We start from the raw sequence: 16,595 nt of genomic DNA on the forward strand, positions 1-16,595 counted from the left end.
CCGCATGAACACATGGACCCTGAGTGCGGTGTTGTTGGCTGCTGTGGCCAGCGCTCACGCGCAACAGCATTTTCCAAACGTTGGCCGTGCTGCCACGCCTGCTGAGGTGGCCAAGTGGGACATTGACGTGCGACCCGATTTCAAAGGCCTGCCCAAGGGCGAAGGCTCGGTGGCGCAGGGCCAAGATGTCTGGGAAGGCAAGTGCGCCAGTTGCCACGGTATCTTTGGCGAATCCAACGAGGTGTTCAACCCTGTGGTGGGTGGTGTGGGGCCTGAGGATGTGAAAACGGGTCGCGTGGCCAAACTCAAAGACACGTCTTTTCCAGCCCGCACCACCTTCATGAAAGCCCCCAGTTTGGCGACGGTCTGGGACTACATCAACCGCGCCATGCCATGGAACGCACCCAAAACCTTGAGCGCCAACGAGGTGTATGCAGTCACGGCCTATATGCTGAATTTGAGTGGCGTGGTCGAGGACAACTTTGTTTTGAACGAGAAAACCATCGTTCAAGCGCAAGCCCGCATGCCCAATCGCGAGGGCATGACCACCCAACACGCGCTGTGGCCCACCACAGAATTGGGCGGCGTTGCCAAGCCTGACACGTCCAATTCCGCTTGCATGAAAAACTGCGCAACCGATGTCAAGGTCACCTCGATGCTGCCGGACTTTGCGCGTGATGCGCATGGCAACTTGGCCGATCAAAATCGTTTGGTGGGGCAGCAAAAGGGCGTTCGCACCGTCCGGGCATCAGCGACGGCTGTCAAAGCTGTTGCACCTTCGCCGGGCCCCAACCCGGCGGTACTGGGTCTTCTGCAGTCGAACAACTGCTTGGCCTGTCATGGCATGGACAACAAAGTTGTCGGCCCAGGCTTCAAAGAAGTGACGGCCAAACATGCTGGCAAAACAGACTACCTCACCAACAAAATTTTGCAGGGCAGCGCTGGTGTCTGGGGCAGCATTCCCATGCCTGCTCAAAACCTCAAACCTGCGGACGCCAAAGCCATTGCTGAATGGTTGGCTGGTGGCCAAACCCCTTAAATTTTTACAGGAGAAAAAACATGCAAACACGACGTGATGCACTCAAACGCAGCTTTGCTGTAGCCAGTTTGTTGATGGGCGCAGGCTTGTTGCCGCAGGTGGCGCAAGCTTTTGAGAAATCGGCTTTCGACGCTAAATCGGTGGCCGATGTTTTCAAAGCTTTGGGCTTGCCCATGCCCGCTGAAAGCAAAGATGTGGCGCTCACAGCCCCCGACATTGCCGAAAACGGCGCGGTCGTCCCGATGACGGTACAAACCAACTTGCCTGGCGTGAAAAAACTGATGCTGTTGGTGGAAAAGAACCCCTCACCGCTGGTGGCCTTGTTCATGGTCAACCCATCGGTGGAAACCAGCTTTCAAACCCGCGCCAAGATGGGCCAGTCCTGCGATGTTTATGCCGTGGCGGTGATGGAAGACGGCAAAACCCTGTTTTCGAAAAAAGAAGTCAAGGTCACCCTCGGTGGCTGCGGCGGCTGATCAATCATCAATCTAAGGAGAAACAACATGGCAGATCCCATGCGCATTCGCGCCCAAATGGCTGGTGAAAAAATCAACGTCCGTGTCTTGATGAGCCACGAGATGGAATCCGGACAACGCAAAGACGCCAATGGCGCCATCGTGCCAGCTTGGCACATCCAGGAAGTCACGGCCACACACAATGGCCAAGCCGTGATGACCGCCGAATGGGGACCAGGCGTCTCCAAGAATCCCTTCTTGCAGTTCACCATCAAGAACGGCAAAGCAGGTGACAAAGTGGGCGTGAGTTGGAAAGACAACAAGGGCGACACCCGCACTGACGAAACCACGGTGTCCTGACATGCGCCGCCTATCTGCTTCATTGGCCGCTGTGGCCTTGGCCTGCGTTGCGTCTGCGACCTGGGCGCAAAAATCAGCCTCTGACGGCATTGCCGAATACCGCGCCATGTTGCAAGACGGCAATCCTGCCGATTTGTTCGAGGCCAAGGGCGAAGACTTGTGGAAGCAGGCACGCGGTCCGAAAAAAACCAACTTGATGCAGTGCGATTTGGGCAAAGGCCCCGGCGTTGTGAAAGGGGCTTGGGTCGAGATGCCGCGCTACTTTGCCGACACGAAAAAAGTACAAGACTTGGAATCGCGTTTGCTCACCTGCATGGAAACGCTGCAAGGTTTTGACGCAGAGCAGATTCGCAGCACGCCCTATGGCAAGGGCGAGCAAACCACCATCACCGCTTTGGCCACCTGGGTGGCCGCCGAGTCCAGGGGCCTGAAGTTCAATCTGCCGCAAGCCCATGCCGAAGAAAAACGCATGTTCGATTTGGGCAAGAAATTGTTCTTCTTTCGGTCCGGGCCGCACGACTTCGCTTGTTCCACCTGCCACGGGCAAGACGACAAACGCATTCGACTGCAAGACCTGCCCAACTTGACCACGGCTGCAGGTGCTGGCATGGGCTTTGGGGCATGGCCCGCCTACCGGGTGTCGAATGGCCAGATGTGGAGCATGCAATTGCGACTGAATGACTGTTACCGACAACAGCGGTTCCCCTACGCCGTGTTTGGCAGCGATGCCAGTACCGCCTTGGGGGTGTATTTGGGCGTGACAGCCAAAGATGTGGCCACCACGGCACCAGCGATTCGACGTTGACAGGCGAAAGAGAACAACATGAACATGAACACCATCCGCGTTGGGGCTTTGTCTTTAGCCGCTCTGGCCTTGGCTTCTTGCGCCACGCCCAACAACACGTCATACCAAGACGATGTGCAACAGGTCTTGGCCGCATCTTTTCGAGCCGAGGGTCAAGCTGGCATGGACCGGTTGACACCGGATGAAGCCAACCGCTTGTGCAGCGAAGCCGACTACAAGGGCAAGCCTTTGAGTGACAAAGTCGCTGAAAAAATCCGCTCGGAGAATTTCAAAGCGATTCAATGGCCTGCCAATGGTCAATTCATTGGCGACTACAAATTGGGCGAGGCGATTGCCCAAGATGGGCGCGGCAAAACCTGGTCGGACAAAGAGGGTTCGGTCAATGGCGGCAATTGCTACAACTGCCACAAGATCAGCGACACAGAAATTTCACACGGCACCCTGGGCCCGAGTTTGTACAACTACGGCAAGCTGCGCGGCATCACGGATGTGAACAGTGCCACTGCCAAGCCGATCGTGGAATACACCTGGGCCAAGTTGTGGAATGCCAGAGGCTACAACGCCTGCTCGAACATGCCCCGCTTTGGCCACAACGGCATCTTGACCGAGACCCAGTTGCAGCACCTCATGGCGTTGCTGCTCGACCCGAAATCCCCCATCAACCAATAAGCAGGACCGGCCATGAACTTGAGCAAACGTGAATTCATGCAGGTGCTGGGCGCGGGGGTGATGGCTGGGCTGCCCATGGGCAGCTATGCACAGAAAGCAGCTGGCGATGCCGAAGGCCTGTATGAGATGCCGCGTTTTGGTCAAGTGTCTTTTTTGCACATGACCGACAGCCATGCGCAGTTGCTGCCAGTGCACTTTCGCGAACCCAGCATGAACCTGGGGCTGGGCAGCATGAAGGGCCAGCTGCCGCATTTGGTGGGTGCCGAGTTGCTCAAAGTCACGGGTGTCAAACCCGATACCGCCCAGGCGCATGCCCTGAGTGCTTTGAACTTTGAAACCGCTGCCAAACGCTATGGCAAGGTGGGCGGCTTTGCGCATTTGGCCACCTTGGTCAAGCGCATGAAAGCTTCACGCCCGGGGGCATTGTTGCTCGACGGTGGTGACACTTGGCAAGGTTCGGCCACAGCCTTGTGGACCAAGGGCCAAGACATGGTGGATGCTTGCAAATTGTTGGGCGTGGACGTCATGACAGGGCACTTTGAGTTCACCTATGGCCAAGAGCGTGTCACCGAATTGGTGGAGAAAAAACTCGGCGACCAAACCGCTTTTGTCGCCCAAAACATCAAGACCAAAGACTTTGGCGACCAAGTCTTCAAGCCTTATGTTATGCGCGAGATGAACGGTGTGCCTTGCGCCATCATTGGCCAGGCTTTTCCCTACACCCCCATTGCCAACCCGCGTTACATGGTGGCGGATTGGGAGTTCGGCATCCAAGAAGAAAACCTGCAAAAAACGATTTTGGAAGCACGTGCGAAAGGGGCCCAAGTGGTGGTCTTGTTGTCGCACAACGGCATGGATGTGGATTTGAAATTGGCGTCACGTGTGACGGGGTTGGACGCCATTCTGGGCGGACACACCCACGACGGCATGCCCGTGGCCAAAGTGGTGGTCAACAAATCCGGCCAAACCTTGGTCACCAATGCAGGCTCCAACGGCAAGTTTTTAGGGGTGCTGGACTTTGAAGTCAAGAACAAGCAAGTCACCGACTACCGCTACAAACTCATGCCCGTGTTTGCCAATCTGTTGCCAGCGGATGCGCAGATGCAAGCCTTGATCACCAGCATCCGTGCCCCTTATTTGGCCGAGTTGCAAAAAACCCTGGCCATCACCGAGGGCAGTTTGTACCGCCGTGGTAATTTCAATGGCACGGGCGATCAATTGTTGCTGGATGCCATGCTGGATGTGCAAAGCGCGGAGATTGCCTTCTCACCCGGCTTCCGTTGGGGCACGAGTTTGCTGCCCGGCCAAGCCATCACCAAAGAATGGTTGATGGACATGACAGCGACCACCTATTCCTACGCCACAGTCACGCCCATGAAGGGCAGCATGATCAAAACCATTTTGGAAGACGTGGCGGACAATTTGTTCAATGCTGATCCTTATTACCAACAGGGCGGTGACATGGTGCGTGTGGGTGGTTTGAAGTACACCTGTCGGCCCATGGCCAGCATGGGACAACGCATCCACAACATGCAGCTGAACGACAAACCCATCGACCCCGATAAAACCTATAAGGTGGCCGGTTGGGCACCGGTGTCAGAGGAGGCCTCCAAGCAAAACCTCAAACCCATTTGGGAAGTCGCCGAACAGTGGTTAGCGGCAACTGGCGGCAAGGTCTCTGCTCGCAAAGCCAATGTGCCGGTCCTCGAGGGTGTCTTGCCCAATCCTGGTTTCATGGCGGGCGGCTGAATGGCGATGGGGGCTTAGCGCAACAGATCACTCAGTGAGCGGGCCACCACCTTGGTCGCTCTGCGCAGATCCTCCAAGTCCAATCGCTCGTCTGCACGCTTGGCATGAGACTCCAATACCGTGCGTGGGCCAGCACCATAAATCACACCAGGGATGCCGCGCTCGACGTACAAGCGCACATCGGTGTAAAGCGGCGTGCCCACGGCTGGAATCGTTTCACCAAATACTTCGGCACCATGTTTTTGCAGGGCACTCACCAGGGGTTGGTTGCCAACCAAGGGCTTCATGGCATGGGCCATCAGCATGCGGTGGATGTCGATGGCAATAGCGTGCTGCGCGTCACGTGCTTGGTTGTAGTCGGCCACAGCTTGAGCCAATACCTGCCGAATATCAGCCTCCACCGCTTCGGGGTTTTCTTCGGGGATCATGCGGCGGTCCAGTTTGAACACCACTTTGCCGGGGATCACATTGGTGTTGGTACCGCCCTCGATCATGCCGACATTCAAGTAGGGGTGTGAAATGCCTTCCACTTGCGAAGTGATGTTTTTGTACTTGGCGTTTTGCGCGTACAAGGCGTTCAACAAAGCCACGGCGCCTTGCAAGGCATCGATGCCACTGTCGGGAATGGCGGCGTGGGCCATCTTGCCGTGCACCGTGACTTCCATTTGCAAACAACCATTGTGGGCCGTGACCACTTGGTAGCTGAATCCAGCCGCCATCATCAAATCGGGTTTGGTGTGGCCGTGCGACAGCAACCAACCGGGGCCCAATTCGCCACCGAATTCTTCGTCGTAGGTGAAGTGCAACTCAACACTGCCTTGGCTGGGCTTAGCCACAGCCTCTAGTGCACGAACTGCAAAGGTGAAGGTGGAGAAATCACATTTGCTGACAGCAGCAGCGCGGCCGTAAATTTTGCCGTCCTCAATCTCGCCGCCATAGGGGTCGTGGGTCCAGCCTTCACCGGGCGGCACCACATCGCCATGGGCATTCAGTGCCACCACGCGGCCCTCACCATAGCGGCGACGCACGATCAGGTTGGTGATGGATTCCAGACCGTGAGATCGAACCTGCGCTGCGGGAATTTCAAAGGCCTCGGCTTGCATGCCAAACCCTTTGAGCAATTCAGCAGTGCGCAATGCATGCGGCGTGTTGTTGCCGGGGGGCGAGTCGGTCGGGACGCGAATCAGTTCTTGCAAAAACCGCACTTGCTCGTCAAAGTGCTGGTCAATCCATTGGTCCAAAGCTTGGTAACTGGTCATGTTTTTTTGAGAAAGAAAGTTGAAAAGCTCACACAGATTGGCTATACGGGTGCACTTTTTTCCAGTGGTGTGCAATATCCACACGTTTGCAAACCCACACCCGATCGTGTTTTTCCACATGGTCTAAAAATTGTTGCAGAGCTTTGATGCGCCCCGGACGGCCTAACAGTCGGCAGTGCATGCCCACGCTCATCATTTTGGGGGCGTCTTCACCTTCGGCATACAGCACATCAAAACTGTCGCGCAAATAGGTGAAGAAATCTTCGGCCTGTGCATAGCCTTGTGGCAATGCAAAGCGCATGTCGTTCACATCCAAGGTGTAGGGCACCACCAAATGCGGCACCACCTCCCCATTGGTTTTTTGCACCTGCATCCAAAACGGCAGGTCGTCACCGTAATAGTCGCTGTCGTATTCCAAACCGCCATGGTCGAGCAGCAAGCGGCGCGTGTTGGGACTGTCGCGACCGGTGTACCACCCGGCAGGCAGTGCACCGGTCAGACGCTGAATGATCTCCAAGCCTTTGGCCATGTGTTGGCGTTCGGTGGCTTCATCGATTTGTTGGTAGTTGATCCAACGCCAGCCGTGGCAGGCGATTTCGTGGCCGAGTTCTACAAAGGCTTGCGTGAGGTCGGGGTGGCGCTCAAGTGCCATGCTGACGCCGAACACTGTGAGCGGTAGTTTGCGTTTTTCAAACTCGCGCAAGATGCGCCAAACACCCACCCGCGAACCGTATTCGTAAATGCTTTCCATGCTCAAGTGGCGATCGGAGAAGCTGGGAGGGCTGAACATTTCTGACAAAAATTGTTCTGAACCAGCATCGCCGTGCAAGGTGGCGTTTTCGCCGCCTTCTTCGTAGTTCAGGACAAATTGCAATGCAATACGCGCTTGTCCCGGCCATTGGGCATGCGGGGCATGTTGACCATAGCCAACCAAGTCGCGTGGATAGGGGCGGGTGCTGTCGTCACTCATGACAAATCCTAACCGATCAAATGGCTTGATGACTCAAAAACAGGAGCAACGATTGCGCATAATCAGCCCCAAGATGAAATCCAAACAACCCCTGCCTGTCCTGCTTTTGAGCTTGTTGTTGGGCGGTTGCGCGTCTTTTGAACAAATGAACGCGTGCAATGCCTTGGCCTACCAACAGGCTCCACCCATCTATGACAGTCGACAAACTTTCATGATGATGCAGTGTCCCTATGGCATTGGGCCGTTCAGCCCCATGTTCCCCAGACCAGGCTTGCCGCCACAGCCTTTTTTCTGCAATCAATTGATGGTGGAGGACCTGAACTATTGGGCCAGACGCAGCGTGTTTGACGCATGCATGAAAGGCGTTCAACCAACATCGGTGGTGCTTGAACCTGCTGTTGAACAACCATCAGTACTTTTGCCACTTCCTGCAACACACTGATCAAACGCAAGGAAAGTTGGCCACCATCACTTCGCGCACCACACTGGCGGCATTGAAACGAAGCAAGTCGGGGCGTTGCACCAGTTGTTGCTGCACCGTGTCCACCAAGAGATTGATTTCTGTTGGATCGCCAAGGCAAATGGGCGCATCCTTGGTCAACAACAAGGTGTCAACCACACCCATGATGTAGTTGCGTCCGCTGAAACGCGTGGTTTCATCCGCAGAAAGCAAGCTAGCGTGCAGTTCAGCTGCTGTTAAAAACCGCACGCTTTTTTGCGCAAGCGCTGTACTCATGACAAGCAAGAGCGAAGCGCCAAGCAAGCTCAATCTGAGCATGTCAAGGGGCTTCAACAGTGAACTTGATGCTGCTGTACCAAGCAGCCAGATTGGCGATGTCCGCGTCTGTCAAGGGTTTGGCAATCACCCCCATCACTTCATGTTGGCGTTTGCCATTGCGGTAATGCTTCAATTGCTCGCTCACGTAAATCGGTGGTTGTCCTGCCAAGTTGGGTGCGCTGGGCATGGTGGCAATGCCATTGACACCGTGGCACAAGGCACAAGCAGCATCGGCTTTGTCACGACCTGCTTTCACATCTTGGGCGTAGACATTCAAAAACAAAAGGGACAAGCCCAAGCTGATAAAAATGTTTTTCATGAATTCCTCGTAAAAAAGCGGGGCCTCCTAGGAGGCCCCGCTTGGTATTTGATCACAGGCCAAAAGCCTGTGGATCAAACTGGATTACTGGCTGTAGCTGATGCGGTAGATCGCGCCAGCGTAGTCGTCAGACACCAGGATAGAGCCGTCAGGCAGGTTGGCAACGTCCACTGGGCGGCCAATGGCGCGCTTGGTGGCTTTGTCCAAGAAGCCGTCAGCAAACACTTCGGAAGTACCTGCATTGCCGTCGGCCTTGATAGGCACGAAGTTCAACAGGTAGCCGCTAGGCTCTGTGCGGTTCCATGAACCATGGGAAGCCACGAACAGGCCGCCTTGGTACTTGGCAGGGAACATTTTGCCTGTGTAGTGCGCCACGCCCAATTGAGCTTGGTGAGCAGGGAACTCGATTTGAGGCGTGATCATGCCGGCTGGCTCTTTCATGTCCTTCAAGTCAGGTGCTGCAGCAGAACCAGCAACTTTGAATTTGCCGTTGTAGAAGGGGAAACCGAAGTGTTCGCCTGCCTTGGTCAGCTTGTTCAATTCGCCAGGAGGAATGTCATCACCCAAACCGTCAACTTGGTTGTCGGTTGTCCAGATGTCACCCTTTGGTCCGATGGTCAGGCCAGCAGGATTGCGCATGCCTTTGGAGTAAACCATGCGACCAGTGCCATCCAAGCCGTTGTAGCGGATCACGCCACCGATGCCAACTTCGTCATACAAAGCGACTTTTTCTTTGGGTTGCACGTTGTAGGGCTGGCCCAATGTCACGTAGATTTTGCCGTCTTTGTCGACTTTACAAACGCGACCAGTGTGGTTGAAAGATTGCTCTTCCACGGGGATCATCTTGCCTTCAGGCACGATCACGCCCACAGCAACGTCTGGACCTTCGTAGAAGTATTCAGCAGCTGGGAAGTGCAACATGCGGTTGGATTCAGCAACCACCAAGAAACCATCTTTGGTAAAGCAAACGCCGTTGGGGTTTGCAAATTTGATGGCGGGAGCGAAAGGCTTGACTTCGTCAGCGGTGTTGTCGCCGTTGCGATCGGTCACAGCCCAAACGGTTGTTTTACGGGTACCGACAAACAACATGTTGGTAGAAGGAGCAACTGCCATGTAACGTGCATCAGGCACTACAGCGTACAGCTCGATCTTGAAGCCTTCGGGCAACTTGATTTTCTTCAAGTTGGCGCGCAGGGCGTCAGCATTCTTACCTTCTTGAGCAACGGTAGGAATGTTCATGTTGGTGGATGTGTTGCCCATGCGTTGCAGCGTGGACAAGTTGGCATCTGCAACTGCTGCAGTGGTGAACAGTGCAGAGACTGCCAGTGTGACGGCGGAGATTTTTGTGATGCTCACTGAGTTTCCTTGGGGATAAGAAGGCGACATAGCCTGTTGGAATGTTAGCAAGCTTCGCGAAAGATTCAGCGCTGTTCAGGACTAGGGATTGCCCTAGTCCATGACATGAACAAAGGGTTAACCCTGATTTTCAGTTTGTTTTGAATGGTTTGGTTTTCGATGCATGAGTGCAGTACGTTTACAAATGGCTACCAAATCACCGTGCTGGTTGTAGCCACGGTGCTGAAATGTCACTATGCCGTTATGGGGTCTTTTCTGGCTGTCACGCAATTCAAGCACCTCGGTTTCGACATGAACCGTGTCGCCGTGGAACAAAGGCTTGGGAAAACGCACCTCGTCCCAGCCCAAATTGGCCACGGTGGTGCCCAAGGTGGTGTCTCCCACGGACACGCCGACGATCAACCCCAGCGTGAACACACTGTTGACGATGCGCTTGCCAAATTCAGAATGGTTTTGACAATAGTCTTCGTCCAAATGAAGTGCGGCGGGATTGTGGGTGAGTGCAGAAAACAGCACGTTGTCCATCTCGGACACAGTGCGTCGTATGGCGTGCTGAAACACCTGGCCGACAAAAAACTCTTCAAAGTACAAGCCCGCCATGATCAATCCCTTTTTGCCAGTTGAAGCAAGCGAAGTGCTTGCGTGAGGTGAGGTTTATCCACCATCTTGCCGTCGAGTTGCACCGCACCAGCCCCTCCAGCTTGCGCAAAGGCTTCAACAATGCGTTTTGCATGCGCCACTTCATGGGCTTCAGGTGCAAAGCCTGCATGGATGGGCAGCACTTGATCGGGGTGGATCGCAAGCTTGCCGGTGAAACCGGCTTTGCGTGCGCGCAGCACATCTTTTTGCAATCCCGCTTGGTCGCGAAAATCAACCGTGAGTGTGTCAATGGCTTGCACTTGGGCATGGGACGCGGCCAGCAAGCACATGGAGCGCGCCAGTTGGTAGGTGAAATCAAAAGCACCGTGTTCGTCTTTGTTGGTGGAGGCACCCACAGCGGTGGCCAAGTCTTCAGCACCCCAGGTGAGGCCCGCCAGCCGCGCACTGCAACCGGCATAGCTGTTGAGCTCAAACAAGGCACCGGCCACCTCAGTGGCCACGGGAATGATCTGGGTCGAACCCAACACCAAACCTTCTCTCGTCTCTAAAGCGCTCAAAAAATGATCGAGCTTCACCACATCATGCGCGTTCAACGGCTTGGGCAACACGATGCCGTCAGGCCGTCCTGGCATGACCGCCATCAAATCGTGTAGGGCGTGTTCTGTTTGCAAAGGGTTGATGCGAACCCAGACTTGCTGGGCACCACGAGGGTGGTGTTTCAAGTAGTCACAAACCATGCCGCGTGCCACAGGCAAACGCTCGATGGCCACCGCATCTTCCAAATCAAGAATGAGCGCGTCGGCCTGGGTGCTGACACCTTTGGCCATTTTTTTTTCGCTGTCGCCAGGGACAAACAGCAGGGATCGCAGCAGCTTCATCGTGGGAGGTTCCGTAGTCGTGCTTTGATCTTAACAAGCAGGTTCGCAAGCCCACGGTCTGCTTGAAAGGCTTATTTCAACCAGTCGGGGTCGGGCAGTTGGTTGAACACCTGGCGCAAACCTTGGCTCCAACTGCTGCGCAAATCGCGGAAATACACATCATCCGCATCGACACGATGCCGCTTGAGCACGCACAGTGCGTCGCGCTGAATCATGGCCAAATCAATGGGCAAGCCGACCGACAAATTGCTTTTGATGGTGGAGTCAAAGGACACCAAGGCGCATTTCATGGCTTTGGACATGCTGAGCTCGGGCTGAATCACCCGGTCCAAAATTGGTTTGCCGTATTTGCTTTCGCCAATCTGAAAAAACGGCGTATCCGCGGTGGACTCGATGAAATTGCCTTGCGGATACACCATGAACAAACGCGGCGCTTCACCCTTCAATTGGCCGCCCACCAGAAACAGCGCGGAAAAATCCACGTCGCTTTGATCGGGTGCATCATTTTTGGTGGACGCGATGGTGTTGCGCAATTGCCGCCCGACCAATTCGGCCACATGAAACACCGAGCCCATGGACGTCAAAGGGGTGTCCTGGTCTTTAGCGTGTTGCTTGACCTTGCTGATCACCTGCTGGGTGGTGGCCAAGTTGCCACTGTTGAGCATGACCAACACACCTTCACCCGGTGTTTCAAACACGGTCATTTTGCAGAAGGTGGAAACATGGTCCACACCCGCGTTCGTGCGCGAGTCAGAGGCAAACACCAGGCCTTCGTTCAAGACCATGGCCACGCAATAGGTCATAGGGGTTTACTGTTGATGGGGTTGGTTGGATTCTACTTTTGCGTAGCTGCTCATGGTCTCGGTCCCGCCACCCGTTCGCACACCGCGCACCGGGCTGGCGTCTTCATAGTCCAAGCCGTGGGCCAAACGAATATGGCCTTGGTCAGCACCATTGGAGTTGCTCACATCAAATCCAATCCACCGTGAGCCCACCCAGGCCTCGGCCCACGCATGGCTGGCCACATCGCCTTGTTCACCCGCATGCAAGTAGCCACTGACGTAACGCGCAGGCACGCCAAGGTGTCGCACACACGTCAGAAAAACGTGGGTGTGGTCTTGGCAGACACCTTTGCCTTGGGCGAACGATTCGGCGGCGGTATCGCCTACACGGGTCACGCCTTTCACATAGGGCATGCGGTCCAACAAGGCCAGCATCACATCATGCAGACCCATGTAAGGCCTCGACTTGACGGTGCTGCGAAAGGGCTCGATGAACGCCTTCATGGCTTCATCCATCTGGGTCAATGGTGTCGAGCGCAAAAACACGGCTGGTGGCACCGGCCCTTCGGGTTCACCTTCATGGCCAGCTTTCAAATCAACCGCGCCCAGTGCACACAGCACAATTTCTTCAGCGGGTTGCTCCAGCACCAAGCAATGGCACAAGTTGCCATAGGCATCGACCCAAGGGGTGGCTTTGTGGGGCAGACGCAGTTGCCAGTTCTGCACTGTTTGGCGTTCGGTGTTGGGTGGCGTCATGCGCAGCATTTGGATGCTGCGTTTGAAAGCATACTCGTACCTGTAGGTGGTTTCGTGGAACACATGGATGCTCATGTCAACACCTCCAGGTAGTCGGTTTGCACCGCATCTGCCAAGTTGATGTTTTCATGCACAAAGTCTTCGAGGTAAGTTTCCAGGCCTTGCGCATAAACCTCGCTCAAGCTGCCAAAGCGCAAATGCGTGAGCAAATTGGCGCAACGTTTGCGGGCCTCACGGCCGGTCTGTTGCGGAAGTTGGCTCAAGATGTAGCCAGTTTCGTCCAAGCAAAAATGCAAAGAGCGCGGCACCCTTGCATTGAAGATGAGCAACTCCGACACCCTGTCGGCGTCAATGGCATCCCGATAGGTGTCACGGTAGGCCTCCAAGGCACTGACTGAACGCAGCACCGCGCCCAAGCGGTAATAGTCGTCCACCAGGTCTTTGCCTTCGGCCTGCTCCACCCGCGTTTTCACACTCAAAATGCGGGCCGTGTTGTCGGCACGCTCGAGGTAGGTGCCTAAGCGAATGAAGTTGTAGGGCTGGTCGCGTTGGATGGTGGCGAAGGTGACGCCACGAAACAAATGGGAGCGTTGTTTGATCCATTCAAAAAACGACGAATCCACGGGATGCGCTGGCCCTTTGTTTTTCTTTTTGCGTGACAGCAACTCCAGCCAAGTGTCATTGATGCACTCCCACATCTCCACAGTCAAAGCGCCGCGCACAGACCGTGCGTTTTCGCGGCACGATTGGATGCAATTGAATATGGAAGAGGGATGGTCGGGGTCCCAAGCCAAAAACTGCGCCACTTGGTCGGAGCGCAAGGGCCGACCAGTGGCCTCAAAGGCGGCCAAGGTGTCGGTGATCACCAAAGGCTCTTTGATGGTTTCAGGATCGGCACGGCTGATGTCCGAGGTAGACACCAGTGCAAAAGACTGTCCCACTTCCAAAATGCGCGCCATGTTTTCAGCACGTTCCAAATAACGAGACAACCAATAAAGTTGAGCAGCCACACGCGACAACATCAAATCACCTCCGCCGCTTCCAACACCCAGGTGTCTTTGGTGCCACCGCCTTGAGAAGAATTCACCACCAAGGAGCCTTCACGCAAGGCCACCCGAGTCAGGCCTCCGGGCACGATGCGGGTTTCTTTGCCCATCAACACAAAGGGGCGCAAATCAATGTGGCGAGGTGCGATGCCTTTTTCAACAAAGATGGGACAGGCCGACAAACTGAGTGTGGGCTGGGCAATGTAGTTGTCTGGGTTGGCTTTCAAACGCAAGGCGAACGCCGCAATTTCGGCTTTGCTGGCCGTGGGACCGACCAACATGCCGTAGCCACCCGCACCATGCACTTCCTTCACCACCAGCTCGGGCAAGTGGGCCAACACATGAGATAACTCGTCGGGCTTGCGGCATTGCCAGGTCTGCACGTTTTTCAAAATGGGTTCTTCACCCAAATAAAAGCGCACCATCTCCGGCACATAGGGGTAAATGGATTTATCATCGGCCACGCCTGTGCCCAAGGCGTTGGCAATCACCACATGGCCTTGCCGATAGACCGAGGCCAAGCCGGGCACACCGATGAAGGAGTCCGGCTCGAAGCTCAGAGGGTCCATGTAGTTGTCGTCCACCCGGCGGTAAATCACATCCACTTGCTGGGGCCCCTCGGTGGTTTGCATGAAGACATGACCATCGCGCACAAACATGTCGCTGCCCTCGACCAGCTCGATGCCCATTTGCTTGGCCAAAAACGCGTGTTCAAAGTAGGCGCTGTTGAAGCGACCCGGCGTGTGCAACACCACAGTGGGTTGTTCCACCCAACTCGAAGAACGCAGGGTTTGCAAGAGCAGGGCGGGGTAGTGTTCAACAGGTCGCACCGCATAGCGGCGAAACAAGTCTGGGAACAAGCGCATCATCAAAATACGGTTGCTCAGCATGTAGGACACGCCTGAGGGGACACGCAGGTTGTCCTCCAGCACGTAAAAACCACCATCGGAATGGCGCACGATGTCCACACCTGCAATGTGCGCATAGGTTTGATGCGGCAGGTCTAGACCCAACATCATGGGCAGGAATTGCGCATTGGCCAACACTTGATCGGACGGAATCAAGCCCGCCTTCAAAATGTTTTGCTGGTGATACACATCGTGCAAAAACAAGTTGATGGCTTTGACACGTTGCACCAAGCCGGTTTCAAGTTGCGCCCATTCTTGGGCGTCGATGATGCGCGGAATCAAATCGGAAGGAATCAGTCGCTCGGTGCCGTCTTCGTCGCCATTGAGTGAAAACGTGATGCCGGTTCGTCTTGAAATCAAATCGGCTTCGGTTTGTTTCTGGTGCACCATTTCATCGGGGCAGGACTTGAGCCAAGCATCGAATGCCTCGTAATGCGCCCGAGGAAGACCGCTGTCGTCACACATTTCATTGAATATTGGGGCGGCCATGGACATCCTGTTTATGCAGCATCTTGCTGATGCATACTAAGCACGGTTTATGCCGTGCTGGGTGTGCAAGGCTTTCAATCACTTTGTTGGTGCGAGCGCGTAAGGTGCCAGACAAAACGCACCAACAACAAGTTTTTAAGCACACATTTGGTGCAAACAAGGAGTCAACAATGTCGCAAGTGAAACAAGTTTCGTGGTTGTCTCACCGGCTGAGAAACAACATTGGCAGCCATGACCGCTTGTTGCGCTCTTTATTGGGCGCTGTACTTGTTTTGGTGGCTTGGTTGTTCGAACTGCCCGAGGCTTTTTGGCTGGGCTTGTATCTGATCTTGACAGCGGCATTGCGCTTTTGCCCCAATTACGCGATCTTCAACGTCGACACCTTGTATGCGGGTGAACAAAAGAACACCATTCCTTGGGCAGAATTACTGGAGCTGTTGCCGCCGACAGATTCAGCAACGCCTGCAGAAACACCGGCAAAGCCGCTCGCGACGGCAGCTTCTAACGCCGTGGTTGCAGCCAAACCTGCAACATTCAGTCTGCCCCGCGAATTGAGCCATGCCTTGCTGCACGACATTGAAAGAAATGCGATTGATGAGATCTTGATGGTGCGGTTTTATGAAAACTTTTTTGGCTGCAGAATCAAAATTGAACAAGCCGCCCATTTGAATATTTATGTTTGTCAGTTTCCAAGCCACACCAGCAGACTGGACTTTGCCAAGTTGAAATCACAGTTGCTGCAGCGTGTGCAGGAAACCGCTTCTTGAATTCACATCGCCATCGATTGCGCCAAGTTGAAAACCGAGTTGGGGCCCGATGGTAATTTGTGGATCTTCAGGGGTTTGAAGCGAGGTTTGGTTTCTTGCTTGACCATGGGCGAGCCAAGGGACTCGAAGCGGCTGTGCTCTGGTAGCTGGGACAAGACTTGTTCCAAGCTGACATCTTGCAATTGCTGAGCAATGAAGTCTGTCACCAAATGGGTCATCAGATCTTTGTCAAGCTCGCCCAAGGACGCATTGGTTTGGGGGACGGGCGAGGGCTCGAAGGCGTTGATCACATCCAGCACTTTGATTTCATCTGTGCGTCCCATGGTGCAATAGCCGCCGCCTGGGCCTCGGTAAGAAATCACGAATTCCTTTTTTTTCAAAGAGGACATCAGTGATTCCAAATAAGAAATAGACAGACCCAAATGTCGGCTGATGAATTCAGTGGTGACCGGACCTGAAGACTGGTGTTGGGCCACCAACATCAAAGCGTTCAATGCGTTGTGGGTTAAATTTGAGAACATGCTTGACTCCTTTGTTCAAAACCTATTCGTTTCTTCTTCTCTTTCACCGAATATAGGCTTGCGCAGTGATAATTCAATCTAAAATTCAA

At 54.6% G+C, this 16,595-nt stretch carries 20 protein-coding genes; 8 read left to right on the forward strand and 12 right to left on the reverse strand.

Annotated elements, in window-relative coordinates:
- Positions 1-4: 4 nt before the first annotated feature.
- From AC8GFP_RS00590 to soxB, 6 genes are read left to right on the forward strand one after another with little or no spacing between them, the layout of a single operon-like run.
- The gene (locus tag AC8GFP_RS00590; protein ID WP_506609240.1) at positions 5-1,039 is read left to right on the forward strand and encodes a c-type cytochrome; all 1,035 of its coding nucleotides are present in this window, start codon (positions 5-7) and stop codon (positions 1,037-1,039) included.
- Between the two features lie 20 nt (positions 1,040-1,059).
- Positions 1,060-1,515 carry a thiosulfate oxidation carrier protein SoxY gene (gene soxY / locus AC8GFP_RS00595; protein WP_506609241.1) on the forward strand — a complete coding sequence of 152 codons (456 nt, stop codon included), beginning with the start codon at positions 1,060-1,062 and terminating at the stop codon, positions 1,513-1,515.
- 27 nt (positions 1,516-1,542) lie between these two features.
- Complete coding sequence (gene soxZ, locus AC8GFP_RS00600) at positions 1,543-1,854, forward strand: thiosulfate oxidation carrier complex protein SoxZ (RefSeq protein ID WP_506609242.1); 312 nt, start codon at positions 1,543-1,545, stop codon at positions 1,852-1,854.
- A gap of 1 nt (position 1,855) precedes the next feature.
- The gene (soxA, locus tag AC8GFP_RS00605) at positions 1,856-2,659 is read left to right on the forward strand and encodes a sulfur oxidation c-type cytochrome SoxA (RefSeq protein ID WP_506609244.1); all 804 of its coding nucleotides are present in this window, start codon (positions 1,856-1,858) and stop codon (positions 2,657-2,659) included.
- A gap of 18 nt (positions 2,660-2,677) precedes the next feature.
- Complete coding sequence (gene soxX / locus AC8GFP_RS00610) at positions 2,678-3,328, forward strand: sulfur oxidation c-type cytochrome SoxX (RefSeq protein ID WP_506609246.1); 651 nt, start codon at positions 2,678-2,680, stop codon at positions 3,326-3,328.
- 12 nt (positions 3,329-3,340) lie between these two features.
- Positions 3,341-5,077, forward strand: a complete 1,737-nt coding sequence (soxB, locus tag AC8GFP_RS00615) for a thiosulfohydrolase SoxB (RefSeq protein WP_506609248.1) — start codon at positions 3,341-3,343, stop codon at positions 5,075-5,077.
- Positions 5,078-5,091: 14 nt separating this feature from the next.
- On the opposite strand, the gene AC8GFP_RS00620 is transcribed toward soxB, so the two are convergent.
- Together AC8GFP_RS00620 and puuE are read right to left on the reverse strand one after the other, a co-directional pair.
- Entirely contained in the window at positions 5,092-6,336 is a 1,245-nt protein-coding gene (locus AC8GFP_RS00620) for a M20 family metallopeptidase (RefSeq protein ID WP_506609250.1), read from the reverse strand.
- A gap of 28 nt (positions 6,337-6,364) precedes the next feature.
- Positions 6,365-7,306: an allantoinase PuuE gene (gene puuE, locus AC8GFP_RS00625; protein ID WP_506609252.1), complete on the reverse strand. Its 942-nt coding sequence runs from the start codon at positions 7,304-7,306 to the stop codon at positions 6,365-6,367.
- Positions 7,307-7,379: 73 nt separating this feature from the next.
- Between puuE and AC8GFP_RS00630 the strand changes: the two genes are divergently transcribed.
- Complete coding sequence (locus tag AC8GFP_RS00630; protein WP_506609254.1) at positions 7,380-7,748, forward strand: hypothetical protein; 369 nt, start codon at positions 7,380-7,382, stop codon at positions 7,746-7,748.
- On the opposite strand, the gene AC8GFP_RS00635 is transcribed toward AC8GFP_RS00630, so the two are convergent.
- The 9 genes from AC8GFP_RS00635 to AC8GFP_RS00675 all read right to left on the reverse strand — a co-directional run bounded on the left by AC8GFP_RS00635 (position 7,749) and on the right by AC8GFP_RS00675 (position 15,218).
- Complete coding sequence (locus AC8GFP_RS00635) at positions 7,749-8,042, reverse strand: Rap1a/Tai family immunity protein (protein WP_506609256.1); 294 nt, start codon at positions 8,040-8,042, stop codon at positions 7,749-7,751.
- 43 nt (positions 8,043-8,085) lie between these two features.
- The gene (locus AC8GFP_RS00640) at positions 8,086-8,403 is read right to left on the reverse strand and encodes a c-type cytochrome (RefSeq protein ID WP_506609258.1); all 318 of its coding nucleotides are present in this window, start codon (positions 8,401-8,403) and stop codon (positions 8,086-8,088) included.
- Between the two features lie 84 nt (positions 8,404-8,487).
- The gene (locus AC8GFP_RS00645; RefSeq protein ID WP_506609260.1) at positions 8,488-9,759 is read right to left on the reverse strand and encodes a PQQ-dependent sugar dehydrogenase; all 1,272 of its coding nucleotides are present in this window, start codon (positions 9,757-9,759) and stop codon (positions 8,488-8,490) included.
- 117 nt (positions 9,760-9,876) lie between these two features.
- Complete coding sequence (locus tag AC8GFP_RS00650) at positions 9,877-10,359, reverse strand: MaoC family dehydratase (RefSeq protein ID WP_506609262.1); 483 nt, start codon at positions 10,357-10,359, stop codon at positions 9,877-9,879.
- 2 nt (positions 10,360-10,361) lie between these two features.
- Positions 10,362-11,237, reverse strand: coding sequence for an HpcH/HpaI aldolase/citrate lyase family protein (locus AC8GFP_RS00655; RefSeq protein WP_506609264.1), 876 nt, complete (start codon positions 11,235-11,237; stop codon positions 10,362-10,364).
- Positions 11,238-11,308: 71 nt separating this feature from the next.
- Entirely contained in the window at positions 11,309-12,040 is a 732-nt protein-coding gene (locus AC8GFP_RS00660) for a proteasome-type protease (protein WP_506609266.1), read from the reverse strand.
- Between the two features lie 6 nt (positions 12,041-12,046).
- Positions 12,047-12,850 carry a transglutaminase family protein gene (locus AC8GFP_RS00665; RefSeq protein ID WP_506609268.1) on the reverse strand — a complete coding sequence of 268 codons (804 nt, stop codon included), beginning with the start codon at positions 12,848-12,850 and terminating at the stop codon, positions 12,047-12,049.
- A complete protein-coding gene (locus tag AC8GFP_RS00670; protein ID WP_506609270.1) occupies positions 12,847-13,797 on the reverse strand; it encodes an alpha-E domain-containing protein in 951 nt (316 codons plus the stop codon). Before AC8GFP_RS00670 ends, AC8GFP_RS00665 begins: the two co-directional genes overlap by 4 nt.
- Positions 13,797-15,218, reverse strand: coding sequence for a circularly permuted type 2 ATP-grasp protein (locus AC8GFP_RS00675; protein ID WP_506609272.1), 1,422 nt, complete (start codon positions 15,216-15,218; stop codon positions 13,797-13,799). Before AC8GFP_RS00675 ends, AC8GFP_RS00670 begins: the two co-directional genes overlap by 1 nt.
- A 170-nt stretch (positions 15,219-15,388) precedes the next feature.
- Here AC8GFP_RS00675 and AC8GFP_RS00680 point away from each other — a divergent pair, with 170 nt between their 5' ends.
- Positions 15,389-15,985, forward strand: a complete 597-nt coding sequence (locus AC8GFP_RS00680; protein ID WP_506609274.1) for a YgaP family membrane protein — start codon at positions 15,389-15,391, stop codon at positions 15,983-15,985.
- 2 nt (positions 15,986-15,987) lie between these two features.
- On the opposite strand, the gene AC8GFP_RS00685 is transcribed toward AC8GFP_RS00680, so the two are convergent.
- Positions 15,988-16,506 carry an RrF2 family transcriptional regulator gene (locus AC8GFP_RS00685; RefSeq protein ID WP_506609276.1) on the reverse strand — a complete coding sequence of 173 codons (519 nt, stop codon included), beginning with the start codon at positions 16,504-16,506 and terminating at the stop codon, positions 15,988-15,990.
- Positions 16,507-16,595: the final 89 nt, after the last annotated feature.

The sequence above is a fragment of the Limnohabitans simekii (SeqCode) genome (assembly GCF_965234735.1).
Classification (GTDB): Bacteria; Pseudomonadota; Gammaproteobacteria; order Burkholderiales; family Burkholderiaceae_C; genus Limnohabitans; species Limnohabitans simekii.

Bases quoted from the DNA above. Each gene is read 5' to 3' on its own strand.
- soxZ (WP_506609242.1), top strand. From the start codon at position 1,543: ATGGCAGATCCCATGCGCATTCGCGCCCAAATGGCTGGTGAAAAAATC.
- AC8GFP_RS00630 (WP_506609254.1), top strand. From the start codon at position 7,380: ATGAAATCCAAACAACCCCTGCCTGTCCTGCTTTTGAGCTTGTTGTTG.
- soxY (WP_506609241.1), top strand. From the start codon at position 1,060: ATGCAAACACGACGTGATGCACTCAAACGCAGCTTTGCTGTAGCCAGT.
- AC8GFP_RS00660 (WP_506609266.1), bottom strand. From the start codon at position 12,040: ATGACCTATTGCGTGGCCATGGTCTTGAACGAAGGCCTGGTGTTTGCC.
- AC8GFP_RS00670 (WP_506609270.1), bottom strand. From the start codon at position 13,797: ATGTTGTCGCGTGTGGCTGCTCAACTTTATTGGTTGTCTCGTTATTTG.
- AC8GFP_RS00675 (WP_506609272.1), bottom strand. From the start codon at position 15,218: ATGGCCGCCCCAATATTCAATGAAATGTGTGACGACAGCGGTCTTCCT.
- AC8GFP_RS00665 (WP_506609268.1), bottom strand. From the start codon at position 12,850: ATGAGCATCCATGTGTTCCACGAAACCACCTACAGGTACGAGTATGCT.
- AC8GFP_RS00590 (WP_506609240.1), top strand. From the start codon at position 5: ATGAACACATGGACCCTGAGTGCGGTGTTGTTGGCTGCTGTGGCCAGC.
- AC8GFP_RS00680 (WP_506609274.1), top strand. From the start codon at position 15,389: ATGTCGCAAGTGAAACAAGTTTCGTGGTTGTCTCACCGGCTGAGAAAC.
- soxB (WP_506609248.1), top strand. From the start codon at position 3,341: ATGAACTTGAGCAAACGTGAATTCATGCAGGTGCTGGGCGCGGGGGTG.
- soxX (WP_506609246.1), top strand. From the start codon at position 2,678: ATGAACATGAACACCATCCGCGTTGGGGCTTTGTCTTTAGCCGCTCTG.
- puuE (WP_506609252.1), bottom strand. From the start codon at position 7,306: ATGAGTGACGACAGCACCCGCCCCTATCCACGCGACTTGGTTGGCTAT.
- AC8GFP_RS00650 (WP_506609262.1), bottom strand. From the start codon at position 10,359: ATGGCGGGCTTGTACTTTGAAGAGTTTTTTGTCGGCCAGGTGTTTCAG.
- AC8GFP_RS00635 (WP_506609256.1), bottom strand. From the start codon at position 8,042: ATGAGTACAGCGCTTGCGCAAAAAAGCGTGCGGTTTTTAACAGCAGCT.
- soxA (WP_506609244.1), top strand. From the start codon at position 1,856: ATGCGCCGCCTATCTGCTTCATTGGCCGCTGTGGCCTTGGCCTGCGTT.
- AC8GFP_RS00640 (WP_506609258.1), bottom strand. From the start codon at position 8,403: ATGAAAAACATTTTTATCAGCTTGGGCTTGTCCCTTTTGTTTTTGAAT.
- AC8GFP_RS00620 (WP_506609250.1), bottom strand. From the start codon at position 6,336: ATGACCAGTTACCAAGCTTTGGACCAATGGATTGACCAGCACTTTGAC.
- AC8GFP_RS00655 (WP_506609264.1), bottom strand. From the start codon at position 11,237: ATGAAGCTGCTGCGATCCCTGCTGTTTGTCCCTGGCGACAGCGAAAAA.
- AC8GFP_RS00685 (WP_506609276.1), bottom strand. From the start codon at position 16,506: ATGTTCTCAAATTTAACCCACAACGCATTGAACGCTTTGATGTTGGTG.